The organism is Cognaticolwellia aestuarii, from assembly GCF_002000025.1.
In the GTDB taxonomy this organism is placed as follows: Bacteria; Pseudomonadota; Gammaproteobacteria; order Enterobacterales; family Alteromonadaceae; genus Cognaticolwellia; species Cognaticolwellia aestuarii.
In genome coordinates, this window is the sequence record NZ_MUZV01000002.1 from 267,240 (window position 1) to 287,536 (window position 20,297).

The 20,297-nt window shown below is 37.6% G+C and carries 18 protein-coding genes; 12 read left to right on the forward strand and 6 right to left on the reverse strand.

All coding sequences use genetic code 11. The features are described 5' to 3' along the window. Positions 1–6: 6 nt before the first annotated feature. Both B0169_RS04440 and B0169_RS04445 read left to right on the forward strand, forming a co-directional pair. Positions 7–1,551, forward strand: a complete 1,545-nt coding sequence (locus B0169_RS04440; protein ID WP_077284751.1) for an HD domain-containing phosphohydrolase — start codon at positions 7–9, stop codon at positions 1,549–1,551. Beyond that, positions 1,538–3,013, forward strand: a complete 1,476-nt coding sequence (locus tag B0169_RS04445) for a GAF domain-containing sensor histidine kinase (protein ID WP_235838466.1) — start codon at positions 1,538–1,540, stop codon at positions 3,011–3,013. The genes B0169_RS04440 and B0169_RS04445 overlap by 14 nt, the downstream gene beginning before the upstream one ends. Before the next feature lie 263 nt (positions 3,014–3,276). Here B0169_RS04445 and B0169_RS04450 read toward each other — a convergent pair whose 3' ends face one another. From B0169_RS04450 to B0169_RS04465, 4 genes are all read right to left on the reverse strand, one after another. Then, positions 3,277–4,440, reverse strand: a complete 1,164-nt coding sequence (locus B0169_RS04450) for a murein transglycosylase domain-containing protein (RefSeq protein ID WP_077284752.1) — start codon at positions 4,438–4,440, stop codon at positions 3,277–3,279. 65 nt (positions 4,441–4,505) lie between these two features. Then, a complete protein-coding gene (locus B0169_RS04455) occupies positions 4,506–5,324 on the reverse strand; it encodes an SGNH/GDSL hydrolase family protein (protein ID WP_158077050.1) in 819 nt (272 codons plus the stop codon). Positions 5,325–5,431: 107 nt separating this feature from the next. After that, complete coding sequence (locus tag B0169_RS04460) at positions 5,432–5,944, reverse strand: YgjV family protein (protein ID WP_077284754.1); 513 nt, start codon at positions 5,942–5,944, stop codon at positions 5,432–5,434. Positions 5,945–6,588: 644 nt separating this feature from the next. Then, positions 6,589–7,155: a bacteriohemerythrin gene (locus B0169_RS04465; protein ID WP_077284755.1), complete on the reverse strand. Its 567-nt coding sequence runs from the start codon at positions 7,153–7,155 to the stop codon at positions 6,589–6,591. 386 nt (positions 7,156–7,541) lie between these two features. Between B0169_RS04465 and B0169_RS04470 the strand changes: the two genes are divergently transcribed. Both B0169_RS04470 and B0169_RS04475 read left to right on the forward strand, forming a co-directional pair. Next, positions 7,542–9,170, forward strand: a complete 1,629-nt coding sequence (locus B0169_RS04470) for a cytochrome D1 domain-containing protein (protein ID WP_164474795.1) — start codon at positions 7,542–7,544, stop codon at positions 9,168–9,170. A gap of 130 nt (positions 9,171–9,300) precedes the next feature. Beyond that, complete coding sequence (locus B0169_RS04475) at positions 9,301–11,094, forward strand: NapC/NirT family cytochrome c (RefSeq protein ID WP_077284756.1); 1,794 nt, start codon at positions 9,301–9,303, stop codon at positions 11,092–11,094. A gap of 161 nt (positions 11,095–11,255) precedes the next feature. On the opposite strand, the gene rarD is transcribed toward B0169_RS04475, so the two are convergent. Continuing rightward, on the reverse strand, positions 11,256–12,164 hold the full coding sequence (gene rarD, locus B0169_RS04480) for an EamA family transporter RarD (RefSeq protein ID WP_077284757.1): 909 nt from the start codon (positions 12,162–12,164) through the stop codon (positions 11,256–11,258). 320 nt (positions 12,165–12,484) lie between these two features. Here rarD and B0169_RS04485 point away from each other — a divergent pair, with 320 nt between their 5' ends. Beyond that, complete coding sequence (locus B0169_RS04485) at positions 12,485–12,865, forward strand: SpoIIAA family protein (RefSeq protein ID WP_077284758.1); 381 nt, start codon at positions 12,485–12,487, stop codon at positions 12,863–12,865. A gap of 68 nt (positions 12,866–12,933) precedes the next feature. Continuing rightward, entirely contained in the window at positions 12,934–13,254 is a 321-nt protein-coding gene (locus tag B0169_RS04490; protein ID WP_077284759.1) for a cupredoxin domain-containing protein, read from the forward strand. A gap of 44 nt (positions 13,255–13,298) precedes the next feature. On the opposite strand, the gene B0169_RS04495 is transcribed toward B0169_RS04490, so the two are convergent. Next, positions 13,299–14,018, reverse strand: a complete 720-nt coding sequence (locus B0169_RS04495; protein ID WP_077284760.1) for a substrate-binding periplasmic protein — start codon at positions 14,016–14,018, stop codon at positions 13,299–13,301. A gap of 523 nt (positions 14,019–14,541) precedes the next feature. Between B0169_RS04495 and B0169_RS04500 the strand changes: the two genes are divergently transcribed. The 6 genes from B0169_RS04500 (at position 14,542) to B0169_RS04525 (ending at position 20,166) form a co-directional block, all read left to right on the forward strand. Beyond that, entirely contained in the window at positions 14,542–15,381 is an 840-nt protein-coding gene (locus B0169_RS04500; RefSeq protein ID WP_280522513.1) for a CbbQ/NirQ/NorQ/GpvN family protein, read from the forward strand. Continuing rightward, a complete protein-coding gene (locus B0169_RS04505; RefSeq protein ID WP_235838467.1) occupies positions 15,374–16,006 on the forward strand; it encodes a cytochrome c oxidase subunit 3 family protein in 633 nt (210 codons plus the stop codon). The genes B0169_RS04500 and B0169_RS04505 overlap by 8 nt, the downstream gene beginning before the upstream one ends. 14 nt (positions 16,007–16,020) lie before the next feature. Then, entirely contained in the window at positions 16,021–16,284 is a 264-nt protein-coding gene (locus B0169_RS04510) for a cytochrome C oxidase subunit IV family protein (protein WP_077284761.1), read from the forward strand. Between the two features lie 469 nt (positions 16,285–16,753). Then, positions 16,754–17,734: a transposase gene (locus tag B0169_RS04515; protein ID WP_077284762.1), complete on the forward strand. Its 981-nt coding sequence runs from the start codon at positions 16,754–16,756 to the stop codon at positions 17,732–17,734. 703 nt (positions 17,735–18,437) lie between these two features. Continuing rightward, entirely contained in the window at positions 18,438–18,773 is a 336-nt protein-coding gene (locus B0169_RS04520) for a c-type cytochrome (protein ID WP_280522514.1), read from the forward strand. A 4-nt stretch (positions 18,774–18,777) separates the two neighbouring features. After that, entirely contained in the window at positions 18,778–20,166 is a 1,389-nt protein-coding gene (locus B0169_RS04525) for a cbb3-type cytochrome c oxidase subunit I (RefSeq protein WP_077284764.1), read from the forward strand. Positions 20,167–20,297 lie beyond the last annotated feature (131 nt).

The following is a 20,297-nucleotide window of genomic DNA, read 5'->3' on the forward strand; positions in this document are numbered from 1 at the left end:
AGATGTATGCCTTTCAGTTTACTTAAAAATGATGAAGTAAAAATACAATTGAAGCCGTGGCGAATACTTATTGTTGATGATGAAGTTGATATTCATACCGTTACTAAAATGGCACTTAAACGCTTCGAATTTGAACAACGAGAAGTTGAGTTCTTAAGTGCTTTTTCTTCAAAGGAAGCTCAACAAGTTATTAATGACAATGATGATATAGCATTGATTTTTCTCGATGTTGTTATGGAGTCTGACGATGCTGGTTTGCAGTTAGCCAAGTGGCTTAGAGAAGAAAAAAAATCGACGTTAACCCGTATTATACTACGCACCGGGCAGCCAGGGCAGGCACCTGAAGAAGATGTCATTATGAATTATGATATTAATGACTATAAACAAAAAACAGAATTAGACCGAACTAAGCTATTTACTGCTGTTGTAACGGCATTACGAGCTTATCGAGATTTAATCACAATAGATCAATCTAGGATCTATGAAAGAGCCTACAGACTTGGCTTGCAGCAAGTTATTGAGTCAACTACCGGCTTACTGCAAGAGAAAAAAATAAAGAACTTCTTTAATGGGTTATTACAACAAGTTATTTCGTTAATTCATGTTGATCAAGAAGGTGCGTTAGTGAAACCGATAGACGGCGCGGGCACTATTTGTTGTGCTAACGATTATCAAATTATTGCTGAGTGCGGCGACATTTCACTTGAAAATGGCTTACAGCCGAAAGCTATTGAACTGCTTGATGAAGCAAGACGGATAAAAAGTAGTGTTTTTGAAGGGGAATACTATGTTGCTTATTTTCCGTCGACTAGTGATAAAGAAAGTTTGTTGTACTTAAAAGGCAGCCAAATTGAGCGATTAACTAATGTTAATGTGCAACTACTGAACTTATTTTCAAATAGTATTGGTATTGCTTTTGATAACTTACTGCTTAATGAGGAAATAATAAAAACTCAGGAAGATTTAATAAATCGCTTGGGCAATGCCGTAGAGTCGCGTTCGAAAGAATCAGGTAATCATATTAAGCGTATGTCAGAGTTTTGTTATATTTTAGCGCACGAACTAGGTTTACCTGATTTTGAATGTGAAATTCTCAAGCAAGCTACGCCTATGCATGATGTGGGGAAAATTTCTATTCCTGATAGTGTTTTGCTTAAACCAGGGAGATTAACCGATGAAGAAATGCTGATCATGAAGCAGCATTCTGAGTTAGGTTTTGATATTTTGGCAGGGTCGGAGCGCCCAATATTAAACGCTGCAGCCATTATTGCGCAACAACACCATGAAAAATTTGATGGCAGTGGCTATCCGGCTGGGCTTAAAGGTGAAAACATTCATATTTTCGCTCGAATAGTCGCGGTTGCTGATGTATTTGATGCCTTAATACATAAGCGTTGTTACAAAGAGCCTTGGTCGATTGAAGATATTTTGGCGTTATTTGACAAAGAAACCAATAAGCATTTTGACCCTGATGTTATTGCTGCCTTTAATCGTAGGCTGCCTGAAATATTAGTGCTTAATGAGCAACTCACCAAAGATGACTGTTTGTAATTATATGCCTGCCAATAAAAGTTCAAACAATAAAAGTCACCCGCAAGCCAAGGTAAGTGCGGAAGCTAGCGCTTATAACACGGCTATTGCTAGTGCTAATAAAAATAACATTAATGTTATAAATGCTTTGTTGAAAATATCTTCGCTTGTCCAGTCTACGTTAAGCCTGCCTGAAATTTATAAAGAAATTCATCAGATTATTGCTGAAATAATTTATGTCAAAAATATCGCTATATTTTTATATGATCCGATAGAGAAAATCATCGTTTTTGATTACTTTGTTGATGAAAAAGATCAAGGCGTTATTGGTACCACCATGCCGATTGGCAATGGCATTTCGTCTTATGTTATTAAAAAAAATAAACCTTGTATGTTCACAAGTGCTGAACAATTAGAGATGCAAGTAAAAGGTAAAATTTCTAATGTTATTGGCTCGTTAAGTGAAAGTTGGATGGGGGCACCTATTGCCAACAATGATGGCGTTACGGGGATCATTATACTGCAAAGCTATTCAAGCGAGCATATGTATCAGGAAGATGATCTGCAACTATTGTCTTTTGTTGCCGATAACCTAGCTATTGTGCTGCAGCAACGAAAACTTATTGATAAAGAAAGAGAAGATAAAAAGTCGCTTGAAAGCAGTTTACAGCTGATAAAAGAGCAGAACTTAGCGTTAGAGCAGATGATGCAAACGCTAAAAAGTGCGCAAAATGAGTTGGTACAAAAAGAAAAAATGGCCTCGCTTGGTAATTTAGTAGCGGGTATTGCCCATGAAATTAATACGCCTATCGGCATTTGTGTAACGGCCATCACCAATTTGCATCACGAATATAAAAACTTACAAAAGCAAATAGCACAGAGCACGGCTACTGATAAGCACTTAAATTATTTTTTGGAAGATGTGAATGAAGCTTGCACAATAATCGAGTCAAATACCCTTCGTGCAGCCGAATTAATCAATAGTTTTAAAGAGATAGCCGTTGACCAATCTTCTGAAGTGTCTCGTAAAATAAACATGAAGGAATATATCGACGAAATATTACTTGCTATGCGACCCATTTTGAAAAAAACGCCTCATGAAGTACAGGTTAATTGCCCTGAAAATTTAGTAATAAAAACAATACCCGGCGCTATTTCTCAAATACTGACCAATATGATTAATAACTCAATTATTCATGGTTTTAATGACGGTGACAAAGGCTGTTTAAAAATAACAGTGGTGAAAAAATCGGATAGCTTTGACATTTGTTATCAAGACAACGGTAAGGGCTTAAATAGCGATGAAATAAAAATGTTATTTGAACCCTTTTATACCACTAAACGAGGCATGGGCGGCAGTGGCTTAGGTACACATTTAATTTATAACATTGTTACTTCTAGTTTAAATGGCAAAATCAATGTTGAAAGTGAGCCCGGTAAAGGCTTGCGCTATGATATATCTTTACCTATTGAGGCGCTTTAACTCGCGCGCTTTTAAGCATAAAAAACTGCAAATAGTTATCTTTTTAGCATTCAAACATTCAAACATTCAAACTTTCAAATATTTAATCTTTGAATTTGTAAACTTAGCGCTTGAGCAATAAACCACGATTAAAATAAATACCTGCGCCTAATACTTTGGTGTTTCTTTATGTTAAGTACTTATTTTTAAACAGCCGATAAATCAATTTTACTAGTCACGCGTTGCTAGTAGTTTACTGCTAGTAGTTTGTTGCTAAGAGTTTGTTATAAATAGCCTTTTTCAGCCTTGGTTACTTTTTCTAAATATCGACGAGACTCAGCTTTGGGATGTTTCTTTGTCAGTAAATAATATACGTCTTGGGGTGATTTTGTATTGAGCACTTTCATGGCGGTGGTGCGATTGCTATGAAAGGTTTTTAAGACATTGCCACTACCACCATTGTAAGCCGAAATAATTGAATAATGGCGGCTGGTGGCATTAGTAACGGCTTTTAAGTAGTTATTGTTGAGAATGTGTAAATAGGCTGCACCAATATCAATATTAAACGCCGGATCAAAAAGTTGTTGTTTGGTTGGCGCGCCAGTTTTCTTTTTAATGCGCTGATAAACATCAGCACCGGCGGTTTTAGGTACTACTTGCATTAGGCCATAAGCATTGGCACTGCTAACAGCAAAGGGGTTAAAGCTACTTTCGGTTTCTATTATGCCGTAGATAAGTTGTGGCGATATTTGATAACGCTTAGCAGAGGCTAGCACATGTTGGCTGTATTTTTCTTCACGTAAATGTTGATGTTGCTCAACCATATTAATGCTAACCGCATAAATTTGTTTACTATTTTTGCTGTATTTTTGTAATTTAAATTCAGTTAAGTATTTCGAAAATCGGTTAGCGCGCCATTGGTATTGAATGGGCTTTTTGTCTTGGTCAATTACTTGTTGATATAAGTAGGGTTTGCCGGAAAGCTTTGGCGCATCACTAGAAAATATATCGGTTTTACTTGGATCAGCACTTGTAAGTAGCGTGGTAACTATGGCGTTTTGTAAATTGCTAAGAGTTTTAGCTGGCGTGCTGTCAGCGAGTGTTTCAACTAAAATACGGCCTTTTTCAAAATCTACAATGGCACGGGCTTTATAGTTGTTTGTGTATTTTACGAGTTTTTTATTGCTCGGGAGTTGCGGTTTATCTTCGCCCCAAACGTTATGAATATGTTTGCTTAATTCATCGAGTAAAGCTTTGATATTATTAATGTCTTGCTGAATAAGTTTATTAGTTTTAACGGCTTGGTTAGCAATGCTAACTACATCTGGATTGTCGGCTTTGATTTGCTTAATTAAGTTTTCAGCACTACGTATTGAAGCAAGGTTAGCTGTACTTTTACAGCTAGTTAAACTGATGACGATTAGCAGTAGTACTATTTTTTTAAACATTATACATCGGCCTTTAATTTGTCATGGTTAATTCATTCATCGAGAGTTAGTCGTGGTTAACTGTTTTAGCTAACACGCTTTTTTTGCTTATACCGTTTGGGATTTGTATGGTTTTTGTTTTTATGGTGATCAGTGTTAAGCCATTCATTAAACTGCTCTGCGGCTTGTTTTGCCCAAACGCGGTAAGCTAATGTTGATGGATGCATACCGTCTTTTGCTAAGTATTCGGGTTTAAAGGGTAGGTCAACCGTTAATACGGCGCATTTGTTAGTATGCTTATTTACCCCTTGGTTGTCTGTATTTTGAACACTTGAGTGTTGCTGTAGATCCACTAAAACACTGGCCATTAATGCATTTAGTTTGCTGGCGCGTAATCCTAACCACCAGCGCAGTGGTTGTGGTAATGCGGTGAATAAATGCATGGGTGGTACGCTAGAAAATAACACCTTATCGGCGCTGAACTTGGTAGTAAGTATAGTGGCCAAATGGCTGATGTTTTCAGCCCATTGTGCTTGTTGAGTGAAGTGGGTGACATCATTAACACCAACGGATACTAAAACAAGATCAAACTTCTGTGTTGGTAATAAAGTTAATTGCTGAATAATATTGGTAGATGTTAAGCCGCTGCTGGCGACTAACTGCCAAGTGAGAGAATGTTGCTTGGTAAGTAATGGGGGTAGTTGTCCCGCTAATGCTTGTTTTTGCTGATTTACACCGACACCTGCTGCAGCTGAGTCACCCAAAATTAATAGGTTAACAGTTTCGTTGTTATGCTTAGCGTTGGTGTTAATGTCAGTGCTTGTGTTAGTACAGGTGCTAGCGCTAGCGCAATAACCAGAACGTTCGCCTGTTGCTTCAGGTAGCTTGATTGTTTTAAAGCGCACCCAAATGCCTTGTAGTAATAACAAAGGCAATAGTATGACAAAAACAGTGTAATAAAATACCAGCTCGTAATAGGCTTTTATCTTCAAAACTTTTCCTAACGGTTTGTTTATGAAGAAAGTTTAACCGAATTTTTTGCAATATAATATCGATAATAACCAATAGCACTACTACCAACAAAAATCACTTCAACGAGAATACCGACAGGTGTCCACAAAAGCAGGTTGTGCAGCAGCCATAATGAACCGCCTGTTATCATCATCGCACGTAAAAATTTATCGTTATGGCTAAATGAGCCAACGGTAATAAAGACCGTGGCGATAAAGCCAATAATACTTAAAGCGCCGTTGTAAGTGGCTATTGTGATCAGCAAACTAACGCTCAGTGCTGCCACTGATAGCCATTGAAACTTCCACTTTATTGAAATTAAAAACCGTAAACTTGAAAACAAAAATATAAAACCAGCTGTTTGTTGCTCAAGCAGTAAGTAATGCATGCCATTAAAAAGACAACTAACGGATAAGGCCGCTAGAATGTAGTTTTTATTTTTTAGTTGCATAGCACAACACTCAATAATAAGTGTGACGGTAACTAGCAATTGAGAGAGTAAAAAATCAGGCATAATAAAGCTTTAAGTAATTTGTGTTATTTAAAAGTTGTCGGTTACAGAGGCGCTGTTCAACGCTTATTTGACATAGAGGTTCGTGGCTGTACTTTGCTTAGTCGATAGCTTAGTTAATAATTTAGTTAATAATTTAGTTAATAGCTTAGCAATTAGGTTAGCCACTAGCTTAGCTACGAAAAATTTGTTGATAATGTTTAAACATTAATAAGCTAAGTTGTTGCATTACTATACTATCAGCAATCGAATTTAACATCTTAGCTTGCTTTGTTATAAATTGTAACTGTAGTGGTAAAAGAGCGGGGTTATTTGATTTTTATTTCTAAATTATTTTAAATGAGACTGTTAAATTTTGATTATCTTGGGTTTTGCTGTTTATTATTCGAATGTAATATTTGGCATTTAAACGAGGATAAAGCGGCGGAATTAGTTTAGCGTTATCCGCCATTTGTTAATGCTTAGCACTTTGTTAATGCTGCAAGTGGTAGTCGTATGTCTTTTCAATAAATCAGTTTGCGAGTAAAAAATAAACGGTGCTGTATCACTAAAGCTTTTAGTAATACAGCAAGTATGTATGGTAGGTAATAAGCTGTATTTAAAGGTTGTTATTTGTATATAATCGTTGTTTCAGTAGATAACAGCGCTTATTTAACACCTTTTTGGCTTAACAGTTCACTGTATTCTTTATCTGTACCGTTGATATGATTAATTAACCAATTAGCGAGAAAGTCACTGATTTCATTTAACGCGTCATGACCCTTTTCATTGTATAAATCCATAAAGCTATTAACTTGCTTGATCATTTGTTTATGCTGGGCTTTATGGGCTTCTAAGTCAGCGTAATCATGTTGTTCTAGCAGTTGCTCTTCACGATCAAAATGATACTTGGTGTAGTTAATCAAGTCGTTAAGGGCTTCACGTTCAAACTCTTCGCTCATGGCATAATCATAAGCCGTCGTAAAATGGTTAAGTAAACTGATCAGCTTTTTGTGATCGTTATCTAAGCTTTCAATACCAACACTGTATTCTTCTTTCCATACAACTTCGTTGGTTTTTCTTACTTTGTTATAGAGCATTGGGGTTAATGCCAACACCACAATAAGTAGCCAGGATATTGGGTTTGTCAGGCTTGATAAGAAGCCTAAAAATATGGCGACAATAATCAACCCAACTATGGCTGCGTATATTAGAGATTTATTGCGACTATTCATAAGTAATACTCAATTAAAGGTTGTGGGTAAATTATCTTGCTCACGTCGATTCTAATACGAATTGCCTGCCATGCGCGTAAAACCTATTTATTTGTTGACCTCGATCAAGTTGTAAATCTATTCCGTTCGTAAACTTTTAAAACTTGATCTGCATCAGGTTATTTCTTCGCAAAGTAATGAATAGTTGCACTACTTTATATTTGAGCTCTGAAACTTAAAAGTAAACGATTACTTAGTCAGAATTTCAGAACAACATTTTATAAGCAGCCCATTTGTCTAACTATTGTCTGCATTAACGAAAGTGGCTGATAGAAATTTTAGATAGATAAAAAACATAATATTTTAAAAACATGAAGCTAGTTAATTTTGTAAATGGAGATGATCCTATGAAAACGATTAAATATAGTCTTTCAGCACTTGGTTTAGCTATTGGTATGGCAGCTACGGGTCTTAGTATGACCGTATCAGCGGCTGAACCAACGCTATCAAAAGCAGACTTTGAAAAAGCACAATTACATTACTTCCAGCGTTGTGCTGGTTGTCATGGTGTTTTACGTAAAGGTGCTACCGGTAAAAATCTTGAGCCAGAAAACACGCTTAAGAAAGGCCAAACGCGTTTAGAGAAAATTATTTCTTTAGGCACAGAAGGCGGTATGAACAACTTTGATGACTTGTTTACTGAGCAAGAAATCAGCGATTTGGCAACATTTATTCAAATGGAGCCGCCAGTACCACCTGAAATGTCTTTAGAGCAAATGCGTTCTTACACCAAAGAATATGTGGCACCAAAAGACTATCCAACTAAGCCTATGCACGGATTAAATTGGAAAAATTTCTTTGTTGTTATCGAACGTGACGCAGGTACTGCGGCAATTATTGATGGCGATACGAAAAAAATCATCACACATATCGATACTGGCTATGCGGTTCATGTAATTAAAGGTACTGAACATCATAAAGTTGACCATGCGAAAGATGTTGGTCGTTTTTGGTACACCATTGGTCGTGACGGTAAAGTTAACAAAATCGATTTATGGCAAACACCTGAAAAAATGTTAGTTGCTGAAACTAAAATGGCATACGACGCACGTGATATTGCGGTATCAGGTGACGGTAAATACGTCATTGCTGGTGGTTACTGGCCTGCACATTTCGTGATCATGGATGCAGAAACATTAAACCCACTTAAAGTTGTTTCAACTCGTGGTTACAACACGAAAGGTGAGTTCATTAACGAAGCTCGTGTAGCGGCAATTTATACGGCACCTAATACGTCTTCTTTCATCGTTGCTGTTAAAGAAACAGGTCAAATGTTGCAAGTTGATTATAACGACTTAGATAACTTAACCATCACCAGCATTGCTTCTGCTGAATTCTTACATGATGGTTTCTTTGACCCTACAGGTCGTTATTTCCAAATTGCGGCTAATGCGTCAAACGCTATGGTTGTTGTTGATACCAAAGAACGTGCATTAGAAAAAATCATTGAAGTTGATAGTTTACCTCACCCAGGTCCAGGTGCTAACTGGATTGATGAAGAATGTGGCCCAGTGGGCGGCACAACTCATTTAGGTGTTGGGCTAGTATCAGTTTGGGGTAATGATCCTATTGGTCACCCAGACAATGCTTGGAAACTTTGTTATGAAGTTGAAACTGACGGTGCTGGTGTATTCATCCGTACTCATGAAACGTCTGATTACGTATGGGCTGATCAACTTAAACATCCAGAGCCAGAAATTCAACAGTCTGTACAAGTTTTTGATAAGAAAACTCACGAAATCGTTAAAACTATCCGTGTAACTGAAGAAGAAGGTAAAGCTGCACTTCACATGGAATTCAACGATGACGGTACAGAAGTTTGGGTTTCAGTATGGAACCGTAAAGATGCGAAAAACCCAACGGGCGAAATCGTAGTTTATGATGCAAAAACGCTTAAAGAGAAAACACGCATCAAAGGCTTAACAACGCCAACAGGTAAGTTCAACGTATTTAACCGTATGAACCACAAAACCTAGTAAGTCCCTTAATTGGTAGGTGGCATATTGAGCTGAATTTACTCAAATAAATACCACGTTATCAAGTTAAGTAGTGGGTATAGCTGATGTTATACCCACGTATTTTCGCTTTATTCTGTAAGAGTCAATTATGGTAAATAACACAGTAAGCAAACCCAGCTTTTGGTCTCGTCGACTAATTCTTGGTACTACGGTTGCCGGAGCGGTGATCTTCTTTGTGGTTGGTATTATTTTTTGGGGTGGCTTCAACACAGCAATGGAAGCAACCAACACCACTGAATTTTGTATCGGTTGTCATGAAATGGAAGACAATGTTTATCAAGAATATAAACCGACCATTCATTATTCCAATAGAACCGGCGTTAGAGCTGGTTGTCCTGATTGTCATGTGCCAAGACCTTGGATCCACAAAGTGGTGCGAAAAATACAAGCATCAAAAGAAGTATTCTCTTGGTTAACCGGCAAATTAGATACCAAAGAAAAATTCAATGAACATCGTTTTACCCTGGCGAAAAGTGTTTGGGGGGCGATGAAAGAAACTGATTCACGCGAATGTCGTAACTGTCATAACTTTGAATCGATGAACCCTGAGTTTCAAAAACCTCGAGCGCGTAAGCAGCATTTAAATGCTTTTGAAACCGGACAGACCTGTATTGATTGTCATAAGGGTATTGCTCACCACGGCGTGAGAGATAAATTAACTGATGAAGAGCTTGAAGCACTTGAAGCACCAAATCCAGATTATATTCGTGAAGTACCACAGCTTTATCTTGAAGGTTTAGCACGTGTTGAAGCTAAAGAAGCGGCTGAAAAAGCTCAGTTAAAAGCGGATGCAGAAGCTGAAAAAGCAAAAGTACAAGCACAAATAAAGAAAGCCGTTGCAGAAGCCACAAGTAATATGACTGCCACACCAAAAAGCGTAGCAAAGGCAGCTAGTAATAGCGCAGCAAGCAACACTAGCAATATTAATGTTGATTGGAGCAAAGCCAATGCCACTGATATTAGTGTATTTTACCCGGGCACTGCCTCAATAGAATGGATTTTAGGGCGAAATCATGGCGGTAAACGTGCATTCACTAAGGGCGATCGTTGTATAGAATGTCACGGTGAAGAAATTGCCGACATAGGTAATAGCATTGCGTCAGGTGAAAGTGAAAAAATTGAAGACCCAGCGTTAATCCCTGGAAAACGTGGTAGCTTTGATGTCACCATTAATGCAGCCCATGATGCAGAAAACCTGTACTTGAAGTTTAGCTGGCCAGAAACCGACCATACACCGGCTCCATTTATTGATGGGGGTAAAATGGACCCTGCTAACTCAATGAAACTTGCCTTTATGTTAGCAACAGATGATGTTGAATACGCTGACCGAGCTGGTTGCTGGGGCACATGTCATGCCGACGTAACGGGTATGCCATTTGTGCCAGAAAATGATGTGCTAATGGGCTCTGATTTAGCCAAACGTTTAGATTTTAGCAAAGGCTTAACTAAATATGTTAAAGAGTCTCGTACTAAACTTGAACTGAAAGGCCGTCGTGGTAAAGCGCTTGGTGGTTGGGATAAGTTGAAAGATGAGGGCGACATACAAGCCGCTGTTGATTCGAACAAGTTTATGGATATTATGCGCTACAAAGCAGGTGAAGGCATTGTTGAAGATGGTTACATTTTAGCTGAACGCCAAATGCACGGTGGTCAAGGCGGCGAAGTGAGTGCTACCCTTGAAAATGGCACTTGGACTGTGATGGTAAAACGTAAGCTTAAGTCTGACAAAGCCGGTGATGTCAGCATTGAAGCGGGTACTGTTTACAACTTTGGTTTTGCTATTCATGATGACTATACCAATGGGCGTTATCACCATGTTTCGTTTGGCTACAAGTTAGCACTTGATAATGATACTGCAGAAATTAATGCCGCAAAACTATAAGCTTATAGACGTATTTAGCTAATGTTTAGCTGATTTTAACTAGTTTGGCGAATTTGAGCGAAGTTAGACGCAGTTAAAGCCAGAAAATAAAAAGCCTTTTGTGCAAACAAAAGGCTTTTTTCATCTCTAGCGCATGATTCAACACCGAGAGGTTTGCGCAGCTAACGCATCGTTTTTTTATAGCGCAGCAGCTGTAATGAACTATTACAAATAACCAATAATACCGCGATAGCAAAGCAGCCATAACTCCATAATTGTTCAGGGTTGATCGTCTCATTTAATAAAAATATGGCTACCAGCATAATTAAAATTGGCTCACCATAATTTAACATGCCAAAAACCGTAAAACTTAAACGCGCAGCCGCAGAAACAAAAAATAGCATAGCGATAGTTCCCAACAATCCTGCCCCTAGCACCCAAAGCAATGCAAAGTCTGATGATGGCAATAAAGGTAACTGTTGTTGATGATTAATATATAAAATCAACAAGGCGATTGGCGCGATAAGTAAGTTTTCTGCCACAAAGTTGCTGGTAGTCGCAATTTGGCTTTTTCTGCGTAAAATGAAGTACGGCGGATAACCTAAACAAATCAGCAAAGTAACCCAAGAAAATGCATGGTTAATATATAATTCGACACTAACACCTAGCATGGCTGCAAGCACCGCTAGCCATAATAATGGGCTCATTTTTTCTTTAAAATAAAAGCGTCCGGTTAAGCTCATGGTTATCGGTAATAAAAAATAACCCATCGCAATATTTATGGTTTCGCCGTTGACGGGGCCCCAAAAAAATATCCACCATTGCAAGGCGATTAAAGGGGAAGTAAGTAACATGAATGACAGCACTTTTGGCGAAGTGAAAATTACTTTAAGTTCAGCGGCTTTTTGAATTAACAAGAGAAATAGTAAACCAAAAGTAAATTGTAATAGCACCCGAAAGGCAAATAAACTGTTGCCGTCAACAGGGGATAAAAACTGTAAGTAGTAGGGCAATAAGGCAAAAATTACAACAGAGCCAATCATCAAGCAGTAACCTTGTAATTCTTGTTGATTGTTTGGGGAGTTAGGCATGAGTTCTCGCAGATAATTTATGATAAAACGATAAGCGCCGAACAATGCAAGAAGCTAAGCGTAGTGTCAATGCTAAATCAGTTTAGCGGTTTTTTACATGCGAGTAAGCGCCTCATGTTGAGCCAGTTTTAGGGCTTAGAAAGTCAATGCTTTGATCTAAACATTTTATTATTTTAGCCACATTTTGCATTGTTACGTGTTATGAGAATATTATTTGATATGGCGCAATGTTCTGTGTCATAAGCATATGTATTCTAGCGAATTGCGACTATGATTTATTTACCACAATCAAGGGGCACTTAGTTAAAGGAGATTCAATAATGAGCATAAAAAAGCACGGGTTATCTATTGGTATTGAACGTATTAACAATAATGTATTTCTTGCCTTAAAAGCGGTTGGTAAATTAACGCATGCCGATTATGAGTTGATCACACCAATGCTTGATTCCGCCTTATCACAAGTGAAAGATCCTGAGGTTAATGTACTTATTGATGGAACAGAGCTTGAAGGCTGGGAACTTAGAGCCGCGTGGGATGATTTAAAACTTGGCTTAAAACACAATAATGAATTTCGAAAAATTGCTATTTACGGTAATAAAAACTGGCAAGAAATTGCTGCTAAAGTCGGGAGTTGGTTTATTTCAGGTGAAATTAAGTACTTTGAAAATGTTACTGATGCGGTTAACTGGTTATCAGCATAGCTTAACTTCATAACTTAACAGAGCAATCATAGATGAGCTTTATTACAGTTCACCCCAAGGGATTTTAAATGCGTATATTTATAGTGATCATTTTACTGCTGAGCGCTTTAGGCTCAGTTAATGCTAAAGAAGTTGTTGTTAAAATATTTAAAAAACAATTTATTCCTGCTGAAATAATTATTGAAGCGGGCGATACGGTTATTTGGAAAAATGTTGAAAAACGCCAGTACCATAATGTTTGGTTTAAACAGTTGGTGAAGGAAGAACCAGATTATATTTTCCCCGGCGAAAGCTATCAGCGTACCTTCTCTAAACCAGGCGACTTTGCTTATGAGTGTGGTCCGCATCCGAAAATGGTTGGGGTGGTTAAAGTGGTTACTCGTCAATAATAAAGTGACAATGCCTATTAACAATACTGCTTGATAGCGTTTGGTTACTTTTCAAATAGTTGTGGATGTGTTGCTTTTATTTTCAATAGGGCGTTGTTGACCATGCTAATATCAATAGTCTGCTTTTTAAAAGCGATATATGTTGGCAGTTGATAATTGGTAATGTCTGTAATATTTGCAACAAATTCAGGGTGATGGAGCTTTAAAACATACTCGCCGACAACTTTGCTTGTGATCACAGCATCAAGTCGTTGGTGACTTAACATTTTAAATAAAATGTCATTGGAAGGTAGTTTTTTGAAGGTGGAATTTTCAAGCTGATGTAAATCAGTAATGTCTAGATGAAAATTAATTCCTCGATGTACGCCAACAACCTTTTTAGTTAAATCTAATTTTTTATTGTTCTTGGGGGTAAAAACGGCAATTCTTGTTATATGGGTTGGTGTGCTGGTGTAGTCTAAATACTTTTCTCTATGTGGGAATTTCCCTAATGAAAAATAGCAATCGTAGCTGTTTTTTTTAATTTCTTTTTTTAGCCTTGCCCAAGGTAAATTCACTATTTTTACCTCTAAGTTGATACGTTCAAATAACATTTGTAATAGTGTTATGTCTGAGCCGATAAACGTATTAGTTGCTTTGTCGAAAGTTGTGTAAGGAGGATAATGAGTCGTAGCGCAAGTTAATTGTTGAGCCGCTTTGACGTTTGAGTTTACCATCAACGAAAACAGTATCAACAGAGCGAATAACTTAGCTATGTTAAACATTGGTAACTCTATTTTTGCCAGAGAACTTATTTATTATTGGCTCCAGTATCTTGGAAAACTATGCTGAAAAAATTACGCTGAAATATTGATAATAAAGATTATGTAATATATCTGAAAAAGTCCAGTTGATATGCTTTTAGTTGCTCACTTGCTGTCAGAAGGCAACCCAACAAACAGAACTCTCGCTTGCGCATTTTTTACTTCAAGTTTATGTTTATGCTGGCATTGTTACCAGTAATTAACCTTAAATTTACATGAAACTAAAAAGTAAACACCCATATTATAACCTGTCATTATTACATTGAGTTAATGCTATTTGCAGATAGGCATGAACCAAATCGACATGCCAGTTATGTGATTTTTCGCACAAAATATTGAAAGATCCACATTGGCTTGATCGGTATCAAATAGCCGCCATTCTTCTTTGTATTTCAGCACTCTTCAATTGCCTTAGGCCGATTTTGAGCGTAATTTAGCGAGTATTATTTCGTTATCCTCTATAGAAAAGTGTAAATAGGAAATTATGGCTACTATGACTTCAAATGCATCAGTTGCAATTGCCGCTGACAATACAAAACGCTCACAAGAGCCGCTTTACTATCAAGAACAAGATAATGAAGTCGCCTTATTTGAATATGCTTACAATCACCACTTACCCGTATTGATAAAAGGGCCAACGGGCTGTGGTAAAACACGCTTTGTTGCTCATATGGCAGAAAAACTCAACAAGCCTTTATATACCGTTGCTTGTCATGATGATTTAACCGCAGCCGACTTGGTGGGACGACATCTCGTTGGCCCTGAAGGAACATATTGGCAAGACGGTCCATTAACGAAGGCTGTAAGAGAAGGCGGAATTTGTTATTTAGATGAAGTAGTTGAAGCGCGTAAAGATACCACAGTAGTGCTGCATCCACTTGCAGATGATCGTCGTATTTTACCGCTGGAACGCACCGGTGAACTTATTGAGGCTGCGCCAGGGTTTATGCTGGTAGTTTCTTATAACCCAGGTTATCAAAACCTTTTCAAAGGCATGAAACCAAGTACTCGCCAACGCTTTGTTGCTTTGCGCTTTGGCTATCCCGAAAGCCAAGTTGAGCAAGATATTATTATTAAAGAAACCAGTGTTGAGCCGAATATTGCCTTTAAATTAGTTGAATTGGCACAAGCACTGCGTCGCTTAGAAGAAAACGACTTAGATGAAGTTGCATCAACAAGGCTATTAATATATGCGGCCAAAATGATGTCTTCAGGTATGGATCCGATAGAGGTCTGTCGTTGTTGCTTAGCTGAACCGTTGTCTGATGATTTACAAACAGTTAATTCAATTATGGAAGTGGCTAAAATTTATTTTGATGCCTAACAATACAGCCATGCCTAGTGATGTTTCGGGTGCAGAAGTCGATATGTATAAAATTGATGATAATAGAAAACTACCCGGTGACTTGGCCATGTGGTTTTTTATTTTGGCTGAATTAACCGTATTTGCCGTATTTTTTATTGGTTTTGCGGTCGCCGAAAACTTAAATTTAACCATGTTTGCTGAGGGGAAGGCACAGCTACATAAAGTTGCTGGCCTAGTAAATACTATTGCGTTAATTACGAGTAGTTACTTTGTTGCAATTTCTTTGCATTCAATGCGAGAAAATAAAGATAAACAAACCATTTCGCGTTTAGCCTTAGCGTTAATGTTTGCCTCAGTTTATGTCGTGTTAAAGCTATGGGAGTATCAAGCGTTATTTTCACAAGGTATTGATATTGAAACTAATACCTTTTTCACTTTGTATTTTTTAATCACTGCTTTTCATTTTATGCATATTTTATTAGGTATGGTGATTTTGCTGTATATGGCGATAAATGTTTATAAAGGTAAATATCGAGATCCTGAGACAGAGAATGAATTTTCAGGGTTTGAATCTGGTGCTTGTTATTGGCATATGGTTGATTTGCTTTGGATTATATTATTTCCATTAATATACGTAATTTAGGGAGTATTTAGATAATGAAAGCTTGGCAACGCTTTGCATTAAGTTGGGGTTGGTTAATTATATTAACCTTTACTTCGGTTGCAATAGGGCAGTACTTTCAATCGGCTTCATTTAATACATTAGGGTTCATTAGTATCGTTATGTTGATTGTTGCGATGAAAGGTCAACAAATTATTGATGTGTTTATGGAGCTAAAACATGCCCCTCGTCTTTGGCGCAATATCATGTTGGCTTACGTGATTGTTATCCCGGTTATTATTACCATTATTTATGTTTAAGCTAGCTTGCGCGTAAAAAACACCAACAGTAGCAGTTACAAAGCTAAAACCAGTAAATGCTATTTTTTGTATTGCTTTAATCTTGCCACTCATAATCTTTAATCATGCCATCCATAACAGGTTGTATAGATTTCGTTTAATCGTGACAGCCATAATTTCAATAATCTTTAATAGCTTTTTATCATGCCACCCATAACGGTTTGTATGTATTTCGTACAATAAAATACACTTAATTCATCTTTTTCGGACTGTGTGGTTATTGCTATGGCTAAGCCTCGCTCTCAGTTTTAATCGTGACAGCCATGTTTTAATTTTTAAGTGCTTTATTTGTTTCAGTCATTTTATCGTGACAGCCATAATTCCAATAATCTTTAATAACTTTTTATCATGCCACCCATAACGAGTTGTATGTATTTTGTACAATGAACTACACTTAATTCATCTTTTTTCGGACTGTGTGGTTATTGTCATGGCTAAGCCTCGCTCTCAGCAAATCAGTTTAATCGATACACCTTATTATCATATTTGTAGTCGAACGGTAAGAAAGGCTTTTCTTTGTGGAATAGACAAAGAAACAGGTATGAGTTTTGAGCATAGACGCACGTGGATTGAACAACGCATATTTCAATTACAACAGGTATTTGCTATTGATATTTGCGCCCATGCTGTTATGCATAATCATTTACACCTTGTATTACATGTTGATAGCGATCAGGTAAAGGGCTGGTCAACAGTTGAAGTGTTAACGCGTTGGCACCAGTTATTTAAGGGCACGCTGCTCACTCAAGAATACTGTAATAAACAATCCCTCGATAAATTTCGATTGGCTATAGTTGAAAGCACAGCAGAGATTTACAAACAAAGATTAATTGATATCAGTTGGTTTATGCGTTCATTGAATGAGCCTATAGCACGACAAGCAAATCGAGAAGATAAGTGCACAGGACACTTTTGGGAAGGGCGCTTTAAATCACAAGCGCTACTTGATGAAGGCGCCTTGTTGTCATGTATGGCCTATGTCGATTTAAACCCTGTTCGTAATGCTATTGCCCCAACCCCAGAGCAATCAGCCTTCACCAGTATTCAATTACGCATCAAAGCCGCAATAAAGGGAGCACAGCCTTTGGCGTTACTTCCGTTTATTGGAAGTGAGCATCAAGATAAAGTTACCGGTATTCGTTTTAGTCTACAAGATTATTTACAGTTAGTTGATGAGACAGGCCGGATAATCAGAGATGATAAATGCGGTGCGATTAACCCTCAAACAGCAGAAATACTCACCAGGCTGCATATCAGTAATGAAAGTTGGTTGAAGCTGACGATGAATTTCGAAGGTATCTTCACTGGCGCAGTAGGTAGTGCGGAGCACTTATGTGAATTTAGTGAGCATGTTGGGTTACAACGAACACATGGAATTGCTAATGCTAAAGCTTGTTTAAATAGCGCATAAAACCTATCGTTAATTTCACTTCATTTATGCTAGCTTCAAAGTAGCGGTAATAACAATATTAAAATTCAATGATTTATAAACATCTATAGTAAAAAGCCAAGTTGATTCAGCACTCTTTAATCAAAAAGCCTTTATTTCTTCCAATACCTTAAACTAATGAGCCATTTTACTCATTATTAGACTTATTATGGCTGGCACATTAGGAAATGTTTGAGAATTTATTATGGGTGGCCTGTTAAGAGAGGTTTTACTTTGATGGTTGGTTAAGTAGAGTTTTTTTATGTTTATTGATTCAGTTTATAGCTACATTTTTCTCGGAAATACTTGTTTTTAGTCGCTAATATTTATTTTTAATTTATGAGCCAATATTAAACTGTACTGTTCAAATTAAGGTTTAAAAACCCTACAAAAATTAAGGGTTTATAATGCAGGAAGTGCTCTGTCATAAATGAAAAGACAGTGCTTTTGTAGGTTAATTCAAGCTATTTTGACTTTATTTGTTACACATTTCTAAAAACTTGATTTTCATCAAAGTGAGTACGTTGTGATTACCTTATGATGACTTTGCTTTATTACATATTTTAATAAGGGAAATACCATGTCAGAGCGCTTTACAAAAGGCATGGCTCGAAATATTTATTATGGTGGAAGTGTATTCTTCTTTTTAATATTTCTTGCTTTGACTTTCCACACAACAAAAGAGATGCCCAAACGGGATCATCGAGAAAACATCACTGAGTCTGTAGCGCGCGGTAAGGCGTTATGGGAAGACAACAACTGTGTTGGTTGTCATTCATTAATTGGTGAGGGGGCTTATTTTGCGCCTGAGCTAGGCAATGTTTATGACCGTCGTGGTGGAGAAGCTGGTTTTAAAGCATTCTTCAACGGTTGGATGAAAGCTCAACCACTAAACATTCCAGGTCGTCGTCAAATGCCGAACTTCCATTTATCAGATCAAGAAATTGATGATTTGGCTGAGTTCCTTAAATGGACTTCAGAAATGGATACCAATAACTGGCCACCAAACATAGAAGGATAATGGCGTGAATACTCTTAAATATCAATCACAAGCCGTTGCAAAACCTTATTTTGTTTTTGCTATGATCTTGTTTGTAGGCCAAATATTATTCGGCTTACTGATGGGCTTACAATATGTTATTGGCGATATCGTCGGTGGCTTAATCCCTTTCAACGTGGCACGTATGGTTCATACCAACTTGCTAATAGTTTGGTTACTTTTTGGCTTTATGGGTGCTGCTTATTATTTAGTACCAGAAGAAGCTGAAACCGAACTCTATAGTCCTAAACTTGCCCTTGCGCTATTTTGGATCTTTGCTGCTGCAGGTGTCGCTACTATCCTAGGGTATTTACTTGTACCTTATGCAACCTTAGCGCACATCACAGGCAACGACTTATGGCCAACCATGGGACGAGAGTTCCTTGAACAACCAACGATCACTAAATTAGGTATTGTTGTTGTTGCATTAGGCTTCTTATTTAACCTAGGCATGACTATGCTGAAAGGCCGTAAAACTGCTATCAATATGGTGATGCTGACAGGTTTGATCGGTTTAGCGGTATTCTTCTTATTCGCATTTTACAACCCAACTAACTTAGCATTAGATAAATACTTCTGGTGGTTTGTTGTACATTTATGGGTTGAAGGTGTTTGGGAATTAATCATGGGTGCAATTTTAGCCTTTGTATTAATCAAAGTAACCGGTGTTGACCGCGAAGTTATTGAAAAATGGTTATATGTAATTATCGCCATGGCATTAATCTCGGGTATCTTAGGTACGGGTCATCACTTTTATTGGTTGATGGTACCTGAATACTGGCAGTGGGTTGGTTCAATTTTCTCTGCAATCGAACCGTTACCTTTCTTCGCTATGGTATTGTATGCCTTTAATATGGTTAACCGTCGTCGTCGTGAACATCCAAACAAAGCGGCAACGTTATGGGCACTTGGTACTTCAGTAATGGCGTTCTTAGGAGCGGGTGTTTGGGGCTTCCTTCATACACTTGCGCCAGTGAACTACTACACTCATGGTACGCAAATTACCGCAGCGCATGGTCATATGGCATTCTACGGTGCTTACGCTATGATCGTTATGACTATTATGTCGTACGCTATGCCTAAGTTACGTGGTATCGGTGAAGCTAACTGCAACAAAGCACAAGTTACTGAAATGTGGGGCTTTTGGCTGATGACAGTCGCAATGGTTTTCATTACTTTATTCTTAACAGGTGCCGGTGTATTGCAAGTATGGTTACAACGTATACCTGAAAGTGGTGAAGCATTAAGCTTTATGGCAACACAAGACAAATTGGCTATTTTCTACTGGTTACGTGAAGTTGCTGGTGTAATATTCTTAATCGGTCTTATTGCCTACTTAGCTAGCTTTTTCATCACAGAAAAGAAAACAGCTTAAAGTAGCATTATCTTGAACTAATACATTATATTCATACACTTGAATGTAAACTGTTTTAGTTAACCTAAGCCGTGGTAGTGATATCACGGCTTTATTTTTTAATCATTGAAATGCTGTAGTTAATCACGACA

Bases quoted from the DNA above. Each gene is read 5' to 3' on its own strand.
- B0169_RS04465 (WP_077284755.1), bottom strand. From the start codon at position 7,155: ATGAATAGTCGCAATAAATCTCTAATATACGCAGCCATAGTTGGGTTG.
- B0169_RS04500 (WP_280522513.1), top strand. From the start codon at position 14,542: ATGGCTACTATGACTTCAAATGCATCAGTTGCAATTGCCGCTGACAAT.
- B0169_RS04460 (WP_077284754.1), bottom strand. From the start codon at position 5,944: ATGCCTGATTTTTTACTCTCTCAATTGCTAGTTACCGTCACACTTATT.
- B0169_RS04515 (WP_077284762.1), top strand. From the start codon at position 16,754: ATGGCTAAGCCTCGCTCTCAGCAAATCAGTTTAATCGATACACCTTAT.
- B0169_RS04475 (WP_077284756.1), top strand. From the start codon at position 9,301: ATGGTAAATAACACAGTAAGCAAACCCAGCTTTTGGTCTCGTCGACTA.
- B0169_RS04490 (WP_077284759.1), top strand. From the start codon at position 12,934: ATGCGTATATTTATAGTGATCATTTTACTGCTGAGCGCTTTAGGCTCA.
- B0169_RS04450 (WP_077284752.1), bottom strand. From the start codon at position 4,440: ATGTTTAAAAAAATAGTACTACTGCTAATCGTCATCAGTTTAACTAGC.
- B0169_RS04520 (WP_280522514.1), top strand. From the start codon at position 18,438: ATGCCCAAACGGGATCATCGAGAAAACATCACTGAGTCTGTAGCGCGC.
- B0169_RS04440 (WP_077284751.1), top strand. From the start codon at position 7: ATGCCTTTCAGTTTACTTAAAAATGATGAAGTAAAAATACAATTGAAG.
- B0169_RS04510 (WP_077284761.1), top strand. From the start codon at position 16,021: ATGAAAGCTTGGCAACGCTTTGCATTAAGTTGGGGTTGGTTAATTATA.
- B0169_RS04485 (WP_077284758.1), top strand. From the start codon at position 12,485: ATGAGCATAAAAAAGCACGGGTTATCTATTGGTATTGAACGTATTAAC.
- rarD (WP_077284757.1), bottom strand. From the start codon at position 12,164: ATGCCTAACTCCCCAAACAATCAACAAGAATTACAAGGTTACTGCTTG.
- B0169_RS04505 (WP_235838467.1), top strand. From the start codon at position 15,374: ATGCCTAACAATACAGCCATGCCTAGTGATGTTTCGGGTGCAGAAGTC.
- B0169_RS04445 (WP_235838466.1), top strand. From the start codon at position 1,538: ATGACTGTTTGTAATTATATGCCTGCCAATAAAAGTTCAAACAATAAA.
- B0169_RS04495 (WP_077284760.1), bottom strand. From the start codon at position 14,018: ATGTTTAACATAGCTAAGTTATTCGCTCTGTTGATACTGTTTTCGTTG.
- B0169_RS04470 (WP_164474795.1), top strand. From the start codon at position 7,542: ATGAAAACGATTAAATATAGTCTTTCAGCACTTGGTTTAGCTATTGGT.